This window comes from Streptomyces sp. AMJ-169 (genome assembly GCF_055597585.1).
In genome coordinates, this window is sequence record NZ_JBVLTJ010000002.1 from 685,465 (window position 1) to 699,821 (window position 14,357).

The following is a 14,357-nucleotide window of genomic DNA, read 5'->3' on the forward strand; positions in this document are numbered from 1 at the left end:
TACAGGCCGCCACTGACATCGCCGGGCCCCAAGAGATCTCTGTGGCCTTGATGTGACACTTACTGGCGAGCAAAACGTGCCATAGCTCCAGCAACTGCCGCGTAGATAACGGCAATTGTTATCACCAGCGCGATTGAATGGCCGTCAGGCGGGAGCATCAGGGCCGCGACTCCGGCCGCGCCGACGAAAGCGACGTTGAACAGGACGTCGTAGAGCGAGAAGATCCGGCCACGGTAGGCGTCGTCGACGGAGGACTGGACGACCGTGTCCGTGGCGATCTTGGCGCCCTGGGTGACGAGGCCCAGGACGAACGCCAGGACGAGGACGGGGACTTCGGCGAACGGCAGACCGAGGGCCGGTTCCAGGACGGCCGCAGCCGCCGCGCAGACGACGATCCAGCGCAGCGGTCCGAGCCGGCCCGCCGCCGAGGGGGTGACGAGGGCGGCGACGAAGAAGCCCGCCCCGGAGATGCCGACCGCGAGACCGAGCACGGCCAGCCCTCGATCGGGGTCGGGCGACCAGGCGTACCGGCACAGCATCAGCACGGTCACGGTCAGAGCGCCGTAGCAGAACCGCATCAGCGTCATCGAGCCCAGCGCCCAGGCCGCCGCCCGCCGCTTCGGTTCGCCGAGATGCCGTATCCCGGCCGCGAGTCCGCGCGCGGTGCCGCGCAGGGCGTCCGCCAGCCGGGGCTGCGCCGACCGAAGTTCGGGACCGAGGAGTCCGGCCGCCATCCGCAGGGACGCGAGCGCCGCGCACAGATACAGGAGCGCGCCGAGCAGGACCACCGCCGCGTCCGAGTCCGCGACGAGCAGCCGTACGCCGAAGGCGAGACCGCCGCCCAGGGTGGCCGCGAGGGTGCCGGCCGTCGGGGAGAGGGAGTTGGCGACGACCAGCCGGTCGCCGTCGACGACCCGGGGCAGCGCGGCGGACAGGCCTGCGAGGACGAAGCGGTTGACGGCGGTGACACAGAGCGCGGAGGCGTAGAAGAGCCAGTCCGGGACCTCGGCGAGGATCAGCAGGGCGGTGCCCGCGGCGAGGACGGCGCGCAGCAGATTGCCGTACAGGAAGACCTGACGGCGCCGCCAGCGGTCGAGGAGGACGCCTGCGAAGGGGCCGATCAGGGAGTACGGCAGCAGCAGGACCGCCATCGCGGAGGCGATCGCGCCGGGCGAGGTCTGTTTCTCCGGAGAGAAGACGACGTGTGTCGCGAGCGCGACCTGGTAGACGCCGTCGGCGCACTGGGAGAGCAGCCGGACGGTGAGCAGGCGGCGGAAGTTCGTGAGACGCAGCAGAGTGCGCAGGTCACGGGCGACGGACATGGGCACAGCCTCACACAGGCGCGCGTGGACAGGGGAAGGTCCCCGGATCATGAGACTCGGGGACCTTCGGTGTGCCCTGGCAGGAGCGAATTTTCAGTGGTGTTTCTCAGTGCTGCGGCGGTTCGTGTTTCACGTGAAACATGCCGCTGGAGGCAGCCGTTTCACGTGAAACATGGTCCAGCGAGGCGGCTTACCGCGCCCGGCTTCAGCGCTCGACGTCGCCGCGGATGAACTTCTCGACGTTCTCGCGGGCCTCGTCGTCGAAGTACTGCACCGGCGGCGACTTCATGAAGTAGCTGCTGGCGCTGAGGATCGGGCCGCCGATGCCGCGGTCCTTGGCGATCTTCGCGGCGCGCAGGGCGTCGATGATGACGCCGGCGGAGTTCGGGGAGTCCCAGACCTCCAGCTTGTACTCCAGGTTCAGCGGGACATCGCCGAACGCGCGGCCCTCCAGGCGGACGTAGGCCCACTTGCGGTCGTCGAGCCAGGCGACGTAGTCGGACGGGCCGATGTGGACGTTCTTCTCGCCGAGCTCCCGGTCGGGGATCTGGGAGGTGACGGCCTGGGTCTTGGAGATCTTCTTGGACTCCAGCCGGTCGCGCTCCAGCATGTTCTTGAAGTCCATGTTGCCGCCGACGTTCAGCTGCATCGTGCGGTCCAGGACCACGCCCCGGTCCTCGAACAGCTTCGCCATGACGCGGTGCGTGATCGTGGCACCGACCTGGGACTTGATGTCGTCACCGATGATCGGCACCCCGGCCGCGGTGAACTTGTCCGCCCACTCCTTGGTCCCGGCGATGAAGACGGGGAGGGCGTTGACGAAGGCGACCTTGGCGTCGATGGCGCACTGGGCGTAGAACTTCGCGGCGTCCTCGGAGCCGACGGGCAGATAGCAGACGAGGACGTCGACCTGCCGGTCCTTGAGGATCTGGACGACGTCGACCGGCTCCTCGGCGGACTCCTCGATGGTCTCGCGGTAGTACTTGCCGAGACCGTCGAGCGTGTGACCGCGCTGGACGGTGACCCCGCTGGCGGGCACGTCGCAGATCTTGATGGTGTTGTTCTCCGACGCCCCGATGGCGTCCGCGAGGTCGAGGCCGACCTTCTTGGCGTCCACGTCGAACGCGGCGACGAACTCCACGTCCCGCACGTGGTACTCGCCGAACTGGACGTGCATCAGGCCCGGGACCTTGGACGCCGGGTCGGCGTCCTTGTAGTACTCGACTCCCTGCACCAGCGATGCGGCGCAGTTGCCCACACCGACGACGGCTACGCGAACCGAACCCATTCCGGTTGCTCCCTGTGTGTATGAGTGAGCCCTGACTCGGGACTCACTTGGCGGTGTCGTCGGGCGTATCCGTCCCGGAGATGTCCCCGGTACGGGGCAGGCCGCCCGACGATCCAGTTGAGGTGGTGCCACGAGCGGGCTCCTCGGCCGCGGACCCCTTGAGGTCCCGTCCGGCCCGCTCGCTCTCGATGAGCTCGTTCAGCCAGCGCACTTCGCGCTCCACGGACTCCATCCCGTGGCGCTGGAGCTCAAGCGTGTAGTCGTCGAGGCGCTCCCTGGTGCGCGCGAGCGAGGCGCGCATCTTCTCCAGCCGTTCCTCCAAGCGGCTGCGCCGGCCTTCCAGGACGCGCATCCGCACGTCACGGGAGGTCTGCCCGAAGAACGCGAAGCGAGCCGCGAAGTGCTCGTCCTCGTACGCGTCGGGCCCGGTCTGCGAGAGGAGTTCCTCGAAGTGTTCCTTACCTTCCGCCGTCAGCCGATAGACGATCTTGGCGCGCCGCCCGGTGAGCGGGGCGGCGGCCGGGGTGTCCTCGGCGTCGTTCCCTGTCTCCTCGGTCAACCAGCCGCGTGCGACCAGCGTCTTGAGGCAGGGGTAGAGCGTGCCGTAGCTGAAGGCCCGGAACACGCCCAGTGAAGTGTTGAGCCGTTTACGCAGCTCATAGCCGTGCATCGGAGCTTCGCGGAGCAGGCCGAGGACGGCGAACTCCAGGATCCCGGAACGCCGGCTCATGGTCGCCTCCCTCTGTGCCTGTCGCACGTATCTCGGTCCGATGTATCGACTCGATACATCGAGACGATAGGGCGGTGACCGGGGTGCGGCAAGGGTGAGGACGGTGAACGGGATCACATCACCGAAACGTTGGAAGCAAGTTGCCTGATTTGGGGTGAACTTCGGGGCAAGGCGGGTTTTGACGGTGCGTAGTGTGTGCGCCATGCACACCACCGGGAGCCAAGTGACGCGGGAGGGCGCCCGTGCCTCCGGCGCCGTACGGGTGAATGCGACACCGGCCGCATCCGTACTTCGGGGGGACCGGAAAACAGCCGCCGTTTCCAGGCGCGCACGGATGCGCCTGCCCGAGGAGTAGTCGTTCGATGAGCGAGCACCGTCGCAAACAGCCGCCGCAGGAAGGCGGACGTGCCGCGGCCCGGCGTGGCCAGTCCGGTCCGCCTTCCGGCCGCCGTGCGGCACCGCGAGACGCCACCGGGTCTCCTTCCGACGGTCTGTACCAGTCGGGAGCCGAGGATCGGCCGCAGGGCGGCCGTGCCGAAGCCCGGCGCGCGGCACAGAGATCCAGTGGCGGCAACCGCCGCCGGGCGGCTCCGGAGGCGGCGGGCCCCGGACGCGGCAGAGGGCGCCAGGCGCCCGGCCGCAAGCGGCTGATCGACTATCCCCGCCAGGACAAGTACGGATGGCGCCGCTGGATGCCGTCCTGGAAGCTCGTCGCGGGTCTGTGCGTCGGCTTCTTCGGCAGCCTGGTGGCCGCCGCCGGCGTCGGGTACGCCTTCGTGGGCATCCCGGACGTCGCGAAGACCGCCGAGGCGCAGAACAACGTCTACTACTGGAAGGACGGCAGCCAGATGGTCGCCGCCGGTGGTGAGACGAACCGGCAGATCATCGATCTCTCGCAGATCCCCGAGGCCATGCGCTGGGCTGTGGTCTCGCAGGAGAACAAGACCTTCTACACGGACAGCGGCGTCGACCCCAAGGGCATCGCGCGCGCCGTGTTCAACATGGCCCGGGGCGGACAGACGCAGGGTGGTTCCACGATCACCCAGCAGTACGTCAAGAACGCCATGCTCGCCGACCAGTCGCAGACGATCTCCCGCAAGCTCAAGGAGATCTTCGTGGCGGTCAAGGTGGGCGCCGAGGTCGACAAGAACAAGATCATGGCCGGGTACCTGAACTCGGCCTACTACGGACGCAACGCCTACGGCCTTCAGGCGGCGGCGCACGCGTACTTCGACAAGGACGCCATCAAGCTCGACCCTGGTGAGTGCGCCTTGCTCGCGGCGACGCTGAAGGGCGCCACCTACTACGACCCCGCAGGTCTGCCGTCCGTCGACCCGATCGCCACAGCTGAGGGCAACCAGCGCCGGGCGCTGCGCCAGATGCAGGACACCCTCGACAAGATGGTCGAGTACAAGCACCTGGACCCCTCGGTACGGGCGAAGTACACCACGCTCCCCAAGTGGAAGAACCCCCGCTCGAACACCGACCTGAAGGGCCAGATCGGCTACCTCGTCGACCTCGCCAACGCCTACCTCGTCACGAACAAGGACACGACGGGTATCGATCAGGACCGGCTCCAGCGTGGCGGTCTCACGATCAAGACGACCTTCGACAAGAACAAGGTCAACGAGCTGGAGACCGCGGTCAAGAAGGTCCGCGAGGAGAACATCAAGCCCGAGAAGCGCCCGGAGACGGACACCCACGTCCAGTTCGGCGGCGCCTCGGTCAACCCGGACACGGGCGCCATCGAGGCGGTGTACGGCGGTGAGGACGCGACCAAGCACTTCACCAACAACGCCGACCAGACCGGTGCCCAGGTCGGCTCGACCTTCAAGCCCTTCGTGCTGGCCGCCGCGATGACCTGGGGCGTACGGGACAAGAACCTTGGTTCCTCCCAGGCCCAGGACGAGCGGACCATCGTCTCCCCCGAGAGCCTGTTCAGCGGAAAGAACAAGCTCAAGATCGAGGAGTACGACGGGTCGGTCTGGAAGAACGAGAAGGGCCAGGAGTGGCTCCAGACCAATGACGGCAACGAGTCCTACGGCACTCCGCCCAAGTTCAACGTCGACCTGCGCGAGGCCATGCGCGAGTCGGTCAACTCCGCCTTTGTGCAGCTCGGCATGGACGTGGGCCTGGACAAGGTGAAGGAGGCCGCGATCAGCGCGGGCCTGAAGGAGAACAGCCTGGCGGGCACCAGCTTCCCGTCGTTCTCCATCGGTATCTCCGACCCCAGCGCCATCCGGATGGCGGCCTCGTACGCGACCTTCGCGGCCAGTGGCAAGCAGCGTGACCCGTACTCGGTCGAGTCGGCCACCGGTCAGAACGTGAGCTTCAACCACAAGAACGAGTCGAAGGAAGCCTTCACCGACAAGGTCGCCGACAACGTCACGGACGTCCTGAAGACGGTCGTCGAGAAGGGCACCGGTACGGCGGCCAAGCTGCCAGGCCGTGATGTCGCGGGCAAGACCGGTACCACCGACGGCAACAAGTCGGCCTGGTTCGTGGGCTACACCCCGCAGCTGTCGACCGCGATCACGATGTTCCGCTACGACGACGACGAGTCGAACAAGAACCGTGAGTTCCTGGAGATGTTCGGCACCGGTGGCCAGGAGAAGATCCACGGCGCCTCGTTCCCGGCCGAGATCTGGCACGACTACATGGCCGAGGCCATGAAGGGCCTGCCCGTGAAGTCGTTCCCGGCGCCCCAGCCCATCGGTGAGATCGTCAACGCCGAGCCCACGCCGTCCCCGACGCCTTCGGCCAGCGAGTCGGCGGAGCCGAGCGATTCGCCGACCCCGTCCCCCAGCCAGAACAACCCCTCCCCCTCGTCCAGCCCGTCCGAGACCTGTGGTGCCTTCGGCTTCGGCTGCGACAACAACGGCGGTACGGACACGGGTACGACGGACGGCGGCGACACCAGCGGGACCGACACGAGCACCTCACCGTCACCGAGCGGCGATACCGGAGAGACCTCCAGAGGCTCAGGTCTCTTCGGTGGTGGCGGAGGGAACACCACTGGATAAAGGGGCACTTGCCCGACTCGGGTGTTTCACGTGAAACATCGCGATGTTTCACGTGAAACGTAGAGCGTCCCCCGAGGCCTCCCGGGATCCCCCGGACAACGAGGGCCGTCACACCGCACCAGGTGTGGCGGCCCTCGGCTTTTTCCTAGGGACGTACGGCAGGATGTGCGCCATGCCCAGTGCAGAATCGACGCAAACGAGCGCACGCGAGCCGGATTCGGTACGGCCGACCAAGGAGGACGAGGTTGCCCGGGCCGGCAGCGAGCTGATCGGCGGCCCCATCGGACGACGTGCCTTGATCGGGGCGTCCTGGTGGACCCCCGTCCGCGTGGTCGCGCTCGTGGTGATCGGGATGTTCGCCCTGGGGCTGGTCCAGAAGGCACCCTGCTACAACGGCGCCTGGTTCTTCGGCGCCAGCTCCCAGTACACCCACGCCTGCTACTCGGACATCCCGCACCTCTACCAGGGGCGCGGCTTCGCCGACGGGCTCGTCCCGTACTTCGACAAGCTCTCCGGCGATATGCAGTACCTCGAATACCCGGTGCTGACCGGTGTGTTCATGCAGGTGGCCAGCTGGCTGACCCCGCACAGCGGGACCATCCAGCACCAGGAGCAGTGGTACTGGATGGTCAACTCCGGGATGCTGATGGTCTGCGCGGTGATCATCGCCGTATGCGTCTCCCGGACCCACGCCCGGCGGCCCTGGGACGGTCTGCTGGTCGCTCTGGCGCCCGCCTTCACGCTGACCGCCACCGTCAACTGGGACCTCCTGGCGGGCGCTCTGACGGCCGTGGCGATGCTGATGTGGTCCCGCAGCCGCCCGCTCGCCTTCGGCGTTCTGCTGGGCCTCGCGACGGCCGCCAAGCTGTATCCGGTGTTCCTGCTCGGGCCGGTGCTGCTGCTGTGCTGGCGGGCCGGGAAATGGCGGGAGTTCGGCAAGGCGCTCGCCGGCGCCGGGGTCTCCTGGCTGGTGGTGAACCTGCCGGTGATGCTGTTCGCCTTCGACGGCTGGTCGAAGTTCTACACGTTCAGCCAGGAACGCGGCGTCGACTTCGGCTCGTTCTGGCTGATCCTGGCCCAGAACTCCAGCGACCCGCTCACCACCGAGAGCGTCAACACCCTGGCCATGCTGCTGGTGCTGCTCTGCTACCTCGGTATCGCGATCATGACGCTGAGCGCCCCGCGCCGCCCGCGCTTCGCCCAGCTCGCCTTCCTGGTCGTGGCGGCCTTCATCGTCACCAACAAGGTCTACTCACCGCAGTACGTGCTCTGGCTGGTGCCGCTCGCGGTGCTCGCCCGGCCCAAGTGGCGCGACTTCCTGATCTGGCAGGCCTGCGAGGTCGCGTACTTCCTCGGCATCTGGATGTACCTCGCGTACACGACCAGCGGCGACGCCCACAAGGGCCTGCCGACCGACGGCTACCACTGGGCCATCGCCGCCCACCTGGTCGGCACGCTCTACCTGTGCGGGATGGTCGTACGCGACATCCTGCTGCCGGAGCGGGACATCGTGCGCCGTAGCGGGGAGGACGATCCGTCGGGCGGGGTGCTCGACGGGGCCGAGGACTGGTTCGTCCTGGGGCTCGGCGGGCAGGCGCGGCGGGACGGGGGGGGGTTCGGGGGCCCTCGGGGAGGTGGGGGAAAGGGGAGTGGAGGGGACGTTCACGCGGGCAGGGGGTGTGTTCGCTTGCAGCGAACACACCCCCTGCCTGCGGTCAGCGGTCGACGGTGCGGTCGAACTGGGTGGTGGTGTGCCGCAGATGGGCCACGAGTTCGTCGCCGACCTTCGGCTCCGGGGCGTCGGAGGGGACGAACAGGATCGACACCTGCATGTGCGGCGGCTCCGCGAACCAGCGCTGCTTGCCGCCCCAGACGAACGGCGAGAGATTGCGGTTCACCGTGGCGAGACCGGCCCGGGCGACGCCCTTGGCGCGCGGCATGACGCCGTGCAGCGCCTTCGGGGCCTCCAGGCCCACCCCGTGCGACGTACCGCCCGCCACGACCACCAGGAAGCCGTCCGAGGCCGCCTTCTGCTGCCGGTAGCCGAACCGGTCGCCCTTCGCGACGCGCGTGACGTCCAGGACCGCGCCCCGGTACTCGGTCGCGTCATGGTCCCCCAGCCACAGCCGGGTTCCGATCCGGGCCCGGAACCGGGTCTGCGGGAACTGCTGCTGGAGTCGGCCGAGGTCCTCGGCCTTGAGGTGGCTGACGAACATCGTGTGCAGCGGCAGCCGCGCCGCGCGGAGCCGGTCCATCCAGCCGATGACCTCCTCGACGGCGTCCGAGCCGTCGGTGCGGTCCAGCGGCAGATGGATCGCGAAGCCCTCCAGGCGGACGTTCTCGATCGCGGCGTGCAGCTGCGGCAGATCCTGCTCGCTGATGCCGTGCCGCTTCATCGAGGACATCACCTCGATGACCACCCGGGCGCCCACCAGGCCGTACACGCCGTCCACGGACGACACCGAGCGGATCACCCGGTCGGGCAGCGGGACGGGCTCCTCGCCGCGCCGGTAGGGCGTGAGGACCAGCAGGTCCCCGCCGAAATAGTCCTTGATCCGCGCGGCCTCGTAGGTCGTGCCCACGGCCAGGACGTCCGAGCCGAGGCGGGTCGCCTCCTCCGCCAGCCGTTCATGGCTGAAGCCGTAGCCGTTGCCCTTGCAGACCGGGACGAGCCCCGGGAACTGGTCCTGGACGTGCTTGTGATGCGCCCGCCAGCGCGCGGTGTCGACGTAGAGGGTGAGCGCCATGCCGGACCTGGAACCTTTCTCGTGGCTGAGGTGGGGAAGGTGCGTCAGCGGCGCGACATGTAGATGTCGAGCGCCTTGTGGAGCAGTTTGTTCAGCGGGAAGTCCCACTCGCCGAGGTACTCGGCCGCCTGGCCGCCCGTGCCGACCTTGAACTGGATCAGGCCGAAGAGGTGGTCGGTCTCGTCCAGCGAGTCCGAGATGCCGCGCAGGTCGTAGACGGTCGCGCCGAGCGCGTACGCGTCGCGCAGCATGCGCCACTGCATCGCGTTGGACGGCCGGAACTCGCGGCCGATGTTGTCGGAGGCGCCGTAGGAGTACCAGACGTGGCCGCCGACGATCAGCATCGTCGCCGCCGACAGGTTCACGCCGTTGTGCCGGGCGAAGTACAGCCGCATCCGGTTGGGGTCCTCGGTGTTGAGGGCCGACCACATGCGCTGGAAGTACGACAGCGGGCGGGGCCGGAAATGGTCGCGCACCGCCGTGATCTCGTACAGCCGCTGCCACTCCTCCAGGTCGTGGTAGCCGCCCTGGACGACCTCGACGCCGGCCTTCTCGGCCTTCTTGATGTTGCGCCGCCACAGCTGGTTGAAGTTCTTGTGGACGTCCTCCAGGGACCGGTTCGCGAGCGGCACCTGGTAGACGTAGCGCGGCTGGACGTCGCCGAAGCCGGCCCCGCCGTCCTCGCCCTGCTGCCAGCCCATCCGGCGCAGCTTGTCGGCCACCTCGAAGGCGCGCGGTTCGATGAAGTCGGCCTCGATGTCGCGCAGCCGCTTCACGTCCGGGTTCTGGATGCCGGCCTTGATGGAGTTCGCGTCCCAGCGGCGGATGATCACCGGCGGGCCCATCTTCACCGAGAACGCGCCCTGGTGCTTCAGATGCGCGAGCATTGGCTCCAGCCACTCGGTCAGATTCGGCGCGTACCAGTTGATCACCGGGCCCTCGGGCAGGTACGCGAGGTAGCGCTTGATCTTCGGCAGCTGCCGGTAGAGGACCAGACCCGCGCCGACCAGCTCGCCCGCTTTGTCGAACCACCCGAGGCTCTCCGAACGCCACTCCGCCTTGACGTCGGCCCAGGCCGGAACCTGCATGTGGCTCGCCGCAGGCAGGCTCTGGATGTACGCCAGATGCTGCTCGCGGCTGATCGTCCTCAGGGTCAGGCTCATTCGGGGCGCTCCTCGGGCTGGTGTGTCCCCATGGGTACAGGGGCTCCGGCTCTCGCGCCGAAGCCTACTGCGCCTCGCGAGCGCCCCGACTGGGCGTACGGAACCTACGTTCGGGCCGACGCGTGACCGACCACGTCCGTCAGCGGGCGTAGCCGACCTACGTGCCCTGTTCGTACGGCGGTGCGGGGCAGGTTGGGCCGCCCCTCGCACCGGGGTCTCGGGCGGCCTCAGCCGCCGATGACACCGCCGAAGAGACCGCCGTGCGCCATGCCGAGGAAGAAGCCGACGGCGCTGGCGCCGAGGCCCAGGATCAGCCCGAAGCGCTCACGGGTGGTCTCGGAGACCCACTGCCCGTAGGCGCCGGTGAAGATCCCCACCAGGCCGGCCCAGGAGCTGATGAGATGCAGGTGATGGAACATCGCCGTGACGAAGGCCGTGATCCCGAGCACCAGGGTCACCGCGAGCAGCGTGTCCTGGAGGGGATGGGCCTTGCCGTCGGTGGCGAAGAGGGAGCCGGCGGTGTTGGGTCGCAATGCCTGTGCCATGGGGCACCTCCTGCGGAAGGCGGCGCATCGTAGCGCCGTACACACCCGATGGGTACAGATTGACGGTCCGGGCGGCCTGATTTCAACCGGAAGCGGGTGTGCGGGTAGTCTGTACCCTCTGCACCGGTGTCTGCCCAGGCTTCAGCCAGGGATCCCGCTGCATACGCATCACAACCCTCCTGCCACGGAACGACCGTGGCCGCTTGAGTCCGAAGGAGGTGGGTTCCACATGCGTCACTACGAGGTGATGGTCATCCTCGACCCCGATCTGGAGGAGCGCGCCGTCGCCCCCCTGATCGAGAACTTCCTCTCCGTCGTCCGTGAGGGCAACGGAAAGGTCGAGAAGGTCGACACCTGGGGCCGTCGTCGTCTCTCGTACGAGATCAAGAAGAAGCCCGAGGGCATCTACTCGGTCATCGACTTGCAGGCCGAGCCTGCGGTCGTCAAGGAGCTCGACCGCCAGATGAACCTGAACGAGTCGGTCCTCCGGACCAAGGTCCTCCGTCCCGAGACCCACTGAGCTTCTGCTCAGCAGGTTCCGGGATCCGAGTAGCAACAAGCAGCCAGAGCAGCAAACCCGCCGAGAGGTTCCCCCATGGCAGGCGAGACCGTCATCACGGTCGTCGGCAACCTTGTCGATGACCCCGAGCTGCGCTTCACCCCTTCCGGTGCGGCGGTCGCGAAGTTCCGTGTCGCGTCCACTCCCCGCACCTTCGACCGCCAGACCAACGAGTGGAAGGACGGCGAGAGCCTCTTCCTGACCTGCTCGGTCTGGCGTCAGGCGGCGGAGAACGTCGCGGAGTCGCTCCAGCGAGGCATGCGCGTCATGGTGCAGGGCCGGTTGAAGCAGCGGTCCTACGAGGACCGTGAGGGCGTCAAGCGCACGGTCTACGAGCTGGACGTCGAGGAAGTCGGCCCCAGCCTGCGCAACGCCACGGCCAAGGTCACCAAGACCAGCGGCGGTGGCGGCGGGCGCGGTGGCCAGGGCGGCTACAGCGGCGGCGGCGGCGGCTGGGGCGGCGGCCCGCAGGGCGGCGGCGCTCCGGCCGACGACCCGTGGGCTTCCGGTGCTCCGGCCGGCGGCGGCAACAGCGGCGGCGGTGGCGGCGGCTGGGGTGGAAACTCCGGCGGCGGCAACAGCGGCGGTGGCGGCGGCTACTCGGACGAGCCCCCCTTCTAGGGCGGGCCTACCCCACTTCTTGATCACACAGGAGAAACACCATGGCGAAGCCGCCTGTGCGCAAGCCTAAGAAGAAGGTCTGCGCTTTCTGCAAGGACAAGGTCACGTACGTGGACTACAAGGACACGAACATGCTGCGGAAGTTCATTTCCGACCGCGGCAAGATCCGTGCCCGCCGCGTGACCGGCAACTGCACGCAGCACCAGCGTGACGTCGCCACGGCCGTCAAGAACAGCCGTGAGATGGCGCTGCTGCCCTACACGTCCACCGCGCGCTAAGGGAAGGGTGACCGAAAAATGAAGATCATCCTCACCCACGAGGTCTCCGGCCTCGGTGGCGCCGGCGATGTTGTCGACGTCAAGGACGGGTACGCCCGTAACTACCTGATCCCGCGGAACTTCGCGATCCGCTGGACCAAGGGTGGCGAGAAGGACGTCGAGCAGATTCGTCGTGCTCGCAAGATCCACGAGATCCAGACCATCGAGCAGGCCAACACCGTCAAGGCCCAGCTCGAGGGCGTGAAGGTCCGTCTGGCCGTTCGCTCCGGCGACGCCGGTCGGCTCTTCGGCTCCGTCACCCAGGCCGACGTCGCCACGGCGATCGAGGCTGCCGGTGGCCCGAAGGTCGACAAGCGCCGCGTCGAGCTGGGTACGCCCATCAAGACCCTGGGCGCCTACGAGACGACCGTGCGTCTGCACCCCGAGGTGGCCGCGAAGGTCAGCATCGAGGTCATCGCGGCGTAACGCTGCGTTGAGAGGGGCCGTACCCGTTGGGGTGCGGCCCCTTTTGCTGTGTTTCACGTGAAACAGAGGTGAGTGGCGTTTCACGTGAAACGTGCTGCTTCATAGAGCGAGCGCGTTCTAGAGGGCGCACGGCGTTTCACGTGAAACATCGCTCACCGCGTCGCCCCCGTCACCACCCACCTCCCCGACCGCGTCCGCAGCCACAGCGTCAGCATGCGGATCGTCATCATCAGGGTCATGGCGCCCCACAGGGCCGTGAGGCCGCCGCCCAGGACGGGGACGAGGAGGGCGGCCGGGGTGAAGACGGCGAGGGTGGTGAGCATCGCGCCCGCGAGATAGGGGCCGTCGCCCGCGCCCATCAGGACGCCGTCGAGGACGAAGACGACGCCGCTGATCGGCTGGGAGAGGGCGACGACGATCAGGGCGGGCAGCGCGGCGTCCTTCACGAGGGAGTCGCTGGTGAACAGGGGCAGGAAGAGGGGGCGGGCGAGGATGACGAGGACCCCTAGGGCCACGCCGACCGCGACGCCCCACTCGACCATCCTCCGGCAGGCGTCTCGGGCGCCCTGGGCGTCACCGGCGCCGAGATAGCGGCCGATGATGGCCTGCCCGGCGATGGCGATGGCGTCGAGCGCGAAGGCGAGCAGGCTCCACAGGGACAGCACGATTTGGTGGGCGGCGATGTCGGCGTCCCCGAGCCGGGCGGCGACGGCGGTCGCGATCAGCAGGATCGCCCGCAGCGAGAGCGTACGGATCAGCAGCGGCACCCCCGCCTGCGCGGAGGCTCTTATCCCGGCGGCGTCGGGGCGCAGCGAGGCGCCGTTCCGCCGGGCGCCGCGGACGACGACCGTGAGATAGACGGCGGCCATGCCCCACTGGGCGATGACGGTGCCCCAGGCGGAACCGGCGATGCCGAGACCGGCGCCGTAGACGAGACCGGCGTTGAGGGCCGCGTTGGCGACGAAGCCGGCGACGGCGACGTAGAGCGGGGTGCGGGTGTCCTGGAGGCCGCGCAGGACACCGGTCGAGGCGAGGACGACGAGCATGGCCGGGATGCCGAGCGCGGAGATCCGCAGATAGGTGATCGCGTAGGGGGCCGCGGTGGGGGAGGCGCCGAAGAGGTCGACGAGGGCGGGGGCGGTGGGCAGGACGACGGTGATGACGGCGGCGCCGAGGAGCAGGGCCAGCCAGATGCCGTCGACGCCCTGCCGTATCGCGGCGGGGAGGTCTCCGGCGCCGGCCCGGCGGGCGACGGCCGCGGTGGTGGCGTAGGCGAGGAAGACGAAGATGCTGACGGCGGTCGTCAGCAGGGCGGAGGCGATGCCCAGACCGGCGAGCTGGGCGGTGCCGAGATGGCCCACGATCGCGCTGTCGGCGAGGACGAAGAGGGGCTCGGCGACGAGTGCGCCGAAGGCCGGGACGGCGAGGGCGACGATCTCTCGGTCGTGCCGCCGTCTGACAGCCTTGGAGGTCGTGGGAGCCGATGTCATGCACACCAATCTAATCGTCCACAGGTAAGGGATGCAATGTAGAATCGATCCTTACTGATCGTCTCGCTCCGTATCCTTTCGTGCGCTGTTCGACGTCATCTTGGGCCGAGTGGGGAAGTTTTTCTT

At 68.2% G+C, this 14,357-nt stretch carries 12 protein-coding genes and 1 pseudogene; 6 read left to right on the forward strand and 7 right to left on the reverse strand.

Annotation, left to right across the window (positions count from 1 at the left end; genetic code table 11):
- Window positions 1–59 precede the first annotated feature (59 nt).
- The 3 genes from ACYUD3_RS07545 to ACYUD3_RS07555 all read right to left on the reverse strand — a co-directional run bounded on the left by ACYUD3_RS07545 (window position 60) and on the right by ACYUD3_RS07555 (window position 3,340).
- A complete protein-coding gene (locus ACYUD3_RS07545; RefSeq protein WP_470965618.1) occupies window positions 60–1,322 on the reverse strand; it encodes an MFS transporter in 1,263 nt (420 codons plus the stop codon).
- 205 nt (window positions 1,323–1,527) lie between these two features.
- The gene (locus tag ACYUD3_RS07550; RefSeq protein ID WP_470965620.1) at window positions 1,528–2,610 is read right to left on the reverse strand and encodes an inositol-3-phosphate synthase; all 1,083 of its coding nucleotides are present in this window, start codon (window positions 2,608–2,610) and stop codon (window positions 1,528–1,530) included.
- Window positions 2,611–2,653: 43 nt separating this feature from the next.
- A complete protein-coding gene (locus tag ACYUD3_RS07555) occupies window positions 2,654–3,340 on the reverse strand; it encodes a PadR family transcriptional regulator (protein ID WP_470965623.1) in 687 nt (228 codons plus the stop codon).
- A gap of 362 nt (window positions 3,341–3,702) precedes the next feature.
- Between ACYUD3_RS07555 and ACYUD3_RS07560 the strand changes: the two genes are divergently transcribed.
- Both ACYUD3_RS07560 and ACYUD3_RS07565 read left to right on the forward strand, forming a co-directional pair.
- Window positions 3,703–6,363: a transglycosylase domain-containing protein gene (locus tag ACYUD3_RS07560; RefSeq protein WP_470965626.1), complete on the forward strand. Its 2,661-nt coding sequence runs from the start codon at window positions 3,703–3,705 to the stop codon at window positions 6,361–6,363.
- 172 nt (window positions 6,364–6,535) lie between these two features.
- Window positions 6,536–7,993, forward strand: a pseudogene (locus tag ACYUD3_RS07565) (glycosyltransferase family 87 protein); the annotation flags it as partial.
- Window positions 7,994–8,078: 85 nt separating this feature from the next.
- Here ACYUD3_RS07565 and ACYUD3_RS07570 read toward each other — a convergent pair.
- From ACYUD3_RS07570 to ACYUD3_RS07580, 3 genes are all read right to left on the reverse strand, one after another.
- Entirely contained in the window at window positions 8,079–9,110 is a 1,032-nt protein-coding gene (locus ACYUD3_RS07570) for an alanine racemase (RefSeq protein ID WP_470965629.1), read from the reverse strand.
- A 44-nt stretch (window positions 9,111–9,154) separates the two neighbouring features.
- Window positions 9,155–10,273: a peptidoglycan bridge formation glycyltransferase FemX gene (gene femX / locus ACYUD3_RS07575; protein WP_470965632.1), complete on the reverse strand. Its 1,119-nt coding sequence runs from the start codon at window positions 10,271–10,273 to the stop codon at window positions 9,155–9,157.
- 227 nt (window positions 10,274–10,500) lie between these two features.
- A complete protein-coding gene (locus ACYUD3_RS07580) occupies window positions 10,501–10,818 on the reverse strand; it encodes a hypothetical protein (RefSeq protein WP_470965634.1) in 318 nt (105 codons plus the stop codon).
- A 229-nt stretch (window positions 10,819–11,047) separates the two neighbouring features.
- On the opposite strand from ACYUD3_RS07580, the gene rpsF reads away from it, so the two are divergent.
- From rpsF to rplI, 4 genes are all read left to right on the forward strand, one after another.
- Window positions 11,048–11,338: a 30S ribosomal protein S6 gene (rpsF, locus tag ACYUD3_RS07585; RefSeq protein ID WP_005482942.1), complete on the forward strand. Its 291-nt coding sequence runs from the start codon at window positions 11,048–11,050 to the stop codon at window positions 11,336–11,338.
- 75 nt (window positions 11,339–11,413) lie between these two features.
- Window positions 11,414–11,998: a single-stranded DNA-binding protein gene (locus ACYUD3_RS07590; RefSeq protein WP_470965638.1), complete on the forward strand. Its 585-nt coding sequence runs from the start codon at window positions 11,414–11,416 to the stop codon at window positions 11,996–11,998.
- Window positions 11,999–12,039: 41 nt separating this feature from the next.
- On the forward strand, window positions 12,040–12,276 hold the full coding sequence (gene rpsR, locus ACYUD3_RS07595) for a 30S ribosomal protein S18 (protein ID WP_003949403.1): 237 nt from the start codon (window positions 12,040–12,042) through the stop codon (window positions 12,274–12,276).
- Window positions 12,277–12,294: 18 nt separating this feature from the next.
- Window positions 12,295–12,741, forward strand: coding sequence for a 50S ribosomal protein L9 (gene rplI / locus ACYUD3_RS07600; RefSeq protein WP_470965641.1), 447 nt, complete (start codon window positions 12,295–12,297; stop codon window positions 12,739–12,741).
- Between the two features lie 152 nt (window positions 12,742–12,893).
- Here the strand turns inward: rplI and ACYUD3_RS07605 are convergent, their stop codons facing one another.
- The gene (locus ACYUD3_RS07605; protein WP_470965644.1) at window positions 12,894–14,231 is read right to left on the reverse strand and encodes an MATE family efflux transporter; all 1,338 of its coding nucleotides are present in this window, start codon (window positions 14,229–14,231) and stop codon (window positions 12,894–12,896) included.
- Between the last annotated feature and the right edge of the window lie 126 nt (window positions 14,232–14,357).

What these genes read in the sequence shown, in the direction of transcription:
- ACYUD3_RS07545 (WP_470965618.1), bottom strand. Translation starts at nt 1,322, where the DNA reads ATGTCCGTCGCCCGTGACCTGCGCACTCTGCTGCGTCTCACGAACTTC.
- ACYUD3_RS07550 (WP_470965620.1), bottom strand. Translation starts at nt 2,610, where the DNA reads ATGGGTTCGGTTCGCGTAGCCGTCGTCGGTGTGGGCAACTGCGCCGCA.
- ACYUD3_RS07555 (WP_470965623.1), bottom strand. Translation starts at nt 3,340, where the DNA reads ATGAGCCGGCGTTCCGGGATCCTGGAGTTCGCCGTCCTCGGCCTGCTC.
- ACYUD3_RS07560 (WP_470965626.1), top strand. Translation starts at nt 3,703, where the DNA reads ATGAGCGAGCACCGTCGCAAACAGCCGCCGCAGGAAGGCGGACGTGCC.
- ACYUD3_RS07570 (WP_470965629.1), bottom strand. Translation starts at nt 9,110, where the DNA reads ATGGCGCTCACCCTCTACGTCGACACCGCGCGCTGGCGGGCGCATCAC.
- femX (WP_470965632.1), bottom strand. Translation starts at nt 10,273, where the DNA reads ATGAGCCTGACCCTGAGGACGATCAGCCGCGAGCAGCATCTGGCGTAC.
- ACYUD3_RS07580 (WP_470965634.1), bottom strand. Translation starts at nt 10,818, where the DNA reads ATGGCACAGGCATTGCGACCCAACACCGCCGGCTCCCTCTTCGCCACC.
- rpsF (WP_005482942.1), top strand. Translation starts at nt 11,048, where the DNA reads ATGCGTCACTACGAGGTGATGGTCATCCTCGACCCCGATCTGGAGGAG.
- ACYUD3_RS07590 (WP_470965638.1), top strand. Translation starts at nt 11,414, where the DNA reads ATGGCAGGCGAGACCGTCATCACGGTCGTCGGCAACCTTGTCGATGAC.
- rpsR (WP_003949403.1), top strand. Translation starts at nt 12,040, where the DNA reads ATGGCGAAGCCGCCTGTGCGCAAGCCTAAGAAGAAGGTCTGCGCTTTC.
- rplI (WP_470965641.1), top strand. Translation starts at nt 12,295, where the DNA reads ATGAAGATCATCCTCACCCACGAGGTCTCCGGCCTCGGTGGCGCCGGC.
- ACYUD3_RS07605 (WP_470965644.1), bottom strand. Translation starts at nt 14,231, where the DNA reads ATGACATCGGCTCCCACGACCTCCAAGGCTGTCAGACGGCGGCACGAC.